4 protein-coding genes are annotated in these 3,476 nt (G+C 68.6%); all 4 read left to right on the forward strand.

The window, feature by feature from the left end:
- Nucleotides 1-1,005 (forward strand): phosphohydrolase, encoded by a 1,005-nt coding sequence (locus tag Q4C89_RS13030; RefSeq protein WP_303103054.1) that lies wholly within the window; start codon nucleotides 1-3, stop codon nucleotides 1,003-1,005.
- A 62-nt stretch (nucleotides 1,006-1,067) separates the two neighbouring features.
- Entirely contained in the window at nucleotides 1,068-2,264 is a 1,197-nt protein-coding gene (hisZ, locus tag Q4C89_RS13035) for an ATP phosphoribosyltransferase regulatory subunit (RefSeq protein WP_303103055.1), read from the forward strand.
- On the forward strand, nucleotides 2,261-2,899 hold the full coding sequence (hisG, locus tag Q4C89_RS13040) for an ATP phosphoribosyltransferase (RefSeq protein ID WP_303103056.1): 639 nt from the start codon (nucleotides 2,261-2,263) through the stop codon (nucleotides 2,897-2,899). The genes hisZ and hisG overlap by 4 nt, the downstream gene beginning before the upstream one ends.
- Before the next feature lie 31 nt (nucleotides 2,900-2,930).
- The coding region (locus Q4C89_RS13045) for an ABC transporter ATP-binding protein (protein WP_303103057.1) at nucleotides 2,931-3,476 on the forward strand (546 nt) is incomplete at its 3' end.

Here is a 3,476-nt window from a genome sequence, read left to right on the forward strand (position 1 = left end):
GTGGCCGACGGCAACGTTCAGGACATCGGGAGCCGCACCAGTGTCGCTCCCGCCGAAGGGGTCACCTACGCCACCCCCCGCGCCAAACTGATCGACGAAGCGAATCTGGCGATTCAGGGCGACCTGGCGAACTATCCGCGTGCCCTCAGCGCCTACAACGCCCTGCGCGGCGACCCCGAGGCCCTGGCCCACTGGGACATGGCGAACTATGTCACCATGCGCAAACTCGGCTACAACGACCACGGGCGCGTCCACGCCTTCATCACCGGGGCGGCGAGCATGGCGATTACCGAGCTGCTCCTCGAAGCCGGGGTCAAGCCCGACATCATCGAAAGCGGCGTGGGCGATGAGGACGACGTGTTTCTGACGGTCATCCTCGGCACCATGCTGCACGACATCGGCAACCAGATTCACCGCGTTTCTCATGAGGCTTTCGGGGTGACGCTGGCGCTGCCCATCCTCGACCGGATTCTGGGCGACATCTACGAAGACCCCTTCAAGCGCACCAAGATTCGCGCCTTCATCCTGGCGTCCATCAACTGCCACGACCTCAACCCCTCGCCGCTGACCATCGAGGGCGGCATTACGGCGGTGGCCGACGGCACCGACATCACCAAGGGGCGCGGGCGCAAGGCCTTCGCGCTCGGCAGCGTGGACATCCACTCCATCAGTGCCCTGGCGGTGGATCAGGTGGTGATTCGGCGCGGGCGGGACAAGCCAGTGCGGATTGACGTGACCATGAACAACTCGGGCGGCATCTTTCAGGTGGAAGAAGTGCTGGCCCCCAAGGTGATTCGCACGCCGCTGCGCCAGTACGTCGAACTGCGGGCCAGCGTGCGCGAAAGCGGCGAAGAGCAGATTCTTTCGCGGGTGCGGCTCGACGGCGACCACTTCGTGATGGACCTCGAAAGTGGCAAGCGGGTCGAGGTCGAGGTGCAGGACAGCCAGAAAAAGATGGTCGAGGCCGTGGCCGCCAACCTGAACGTCGGCGCGGAGAGCCGCTGAGCCGTGAAGAGGCCCGCCTGCGCTAGACCCCTCTTTCCCCCGCCTGACAAAGCACGCCTACAATGCGCCGCGTGAGTGTCGTTGCTGGAGAACATCCTGTGGCCCCCGCGCCCGTGCGCCCTGCTGTGGCCCTGCCCGTCGGTGTCCGTGACGTGCTGCCGGACGAGTGGGAGCAGCGCGAGCATCTGCGTTCGCGCCTGACGCAGTTGCTGGCGGCCTGGGGCTACCGGGGCGTCGAGCTGCCCGCGCTGGAATACGCCGACCCCGCCCACCCGCAGAGCCAGCAGGCCTTCAAACTGATCGACAGTGGCGGGGAGGTGCTGGCGCTGCGCTCGGAATACACCACCGCGCTGGGCCGTTTGGTGCAGACCCATTTCCCGACTGGCCCCTTTCCGCTGCGGCTGCAATACGGCGGGCGGCTGTGGCTGCGAACCCAGACCAGCGAACTGGGTCGCCTACGCGAATTCAGTCAGGTGGGGGCCGAACTGGTCGGCGTGACAGGAGTGCGCGCCGACACCGAACTGCTGGCCCTGGCCGACGCCGCGCTGCGCGAAGTCGGTGTGCAGGCGCAACTCGAAGTCGGGTTTCCGGGTTTCGTGGACGCCATTTTGGAAGACGCCGGACTGCCTGCCCCGGCACGGGACGCCCTGCACGACGCCATCGACCGCAAGAGCGGGGCCGACCTTGACCTGCTGGCCGAGCGGGCGGGCCTGGGCCACAGCACCACACGGATTCTGCATACCCTGACCGAACTGTACGGCGGCCCCGAAGTGCTGAACGAGGCCGACACCCTGGCACGGGGCGGGCGGGCGCGGGAAGCCGTGAAGCATCTGCGCGGGGTGCATGAGGCGGCGCAGGCGGCGGGGCTGGAACTTCTGTTCGACCTGGGCGTCAGCCGCCGCTACGGGTACTACACCGGGCTGACCTTCCGGGCCTACGCACCGGGACTGAATCAGGCCGTGCTGGGCGGGGGCCGCTACGCGCTGCCGGGGGGGGTGCCAGGGGCCGGATTCGCGCTGGGCCTGGAACGCCTCGCCTCGGCGCTGCCCGCCGGGATTCCGCCGCAGCCCGAAACGGTGCTGGCGCTGGATTTCGCCGCCGCCGCCGCCGCCCGCGCCGCAGGTCTGCGTGCCGAACTCGCCTGGACAGACGACCACGAGGAACTGCGCCGCAGCGCCGAGGCACGCGGTGTGCGCCGCTGGGTGCAGGGCAGCGACCTGCAAGACGTCACCCCCGCCAACCCGGAGGCCAGCCTATGACGCCCCTACCCGAACGCCGTCCCGACCACCTGACCCTCGCGCTGCCCAAGGGCCGCATTCTGCACGACGCTATTGACCTGCTCGCGGCGGCGGGCCTGCCGCTGACCCATCCCGGGGAAAGCCGCGCCCTGCGCCACGAATTTCCCGGTGTGACGGTGCTGGAACTGCGCAATCAGGACGTTCCGGTCTACGTGGATTTGGGCGTGGCCGACGCGGGCATCGTGGGCAAGGACGTGCTGCTGGAATCGGGGCGCTCGGTCTATGAACCGGTTGATCTGCGCTTTGCCGCCTGCCGCCTGTCGCTGATTCGGGAAGTCGGCAGCAGTGGCCCGATTCGGCGGGTGGGCACCAAGTACCCCCACGCGGCCCGCACCTACCTGCAGGAGCGCGGTCTGCCTGCCGAAGTCATCAAACTGAGCGGCAACATTGAACTGGCGGCGCTGACGGGCCTGGCGGACGCGGTCATCGACCTGGTGCAGACAGGCGGCACACTGCGGGCCAACAACCTGGAGGAGGTCGAGGTGCTGTTTCATTCCTCGGCCCGCCTAATCGTCAACCGGGCCGCCCTGAAGCTGCGGCGTGAGCGGCTGCGCCCGCTGATTGCCCGCCTGCGCGAGTTGACGCGGGGCCCCTGAAACGCGCCCGCGCTAGTCTCCGGGCAAGCCCATGACCTCTTCTCCCCTTTCCCTGCGTGCCGAAGCCCTGACCCGTCAGTACCCCAGCGGCGACGGCGTGGTGCTGGCGCTCGCGCCTTTCTCGCATGTCTTCGCGCCGGGTCTGACGGCGGTGGTGGGGCCGTCGGGCAGCGGCAAAAGCACCCTGCTCAACCTGCTGGCCGGGTTCGATACACCGACCTCGGGCCGGGTCTGGGTGGGCGACACCGACCTGCACGCCCTGAGCGAACCCGAGCGGGCCGACTTTCGGCTGGCGCACTACGGCTTCGTGTTCCAAAACCACAACCTGGTGGGCATCCTCTCGGCACAGGAAAATGTCGAGTTTCCACTGACCTTGGCAGGCGTGCCCCGGCAGGAACGGCGTGAGCGGGCGCGGCACCTGCTCGACCGGGTGGGGCTGCTGGCCCGCGCCGACCACTATCCCAACCAGCTTTCGGGCGGCGAGGCGCAGCGGGTCGCCATCGCCCGCGCCCTGGCCCGCGACCCCGAAGTGCTGCTGGCCGACGAACCGACCGGCAACCTCGACAGCCGCACCGGG

Origin of the sequence: Deinococcus sp. (assembly GCF_030523985.1) — a bacterium.
Lineage (GTDB): Bacteria > Deinococcota > Deinococci > Deinococcales > Deinococcaceae > Deinococcus.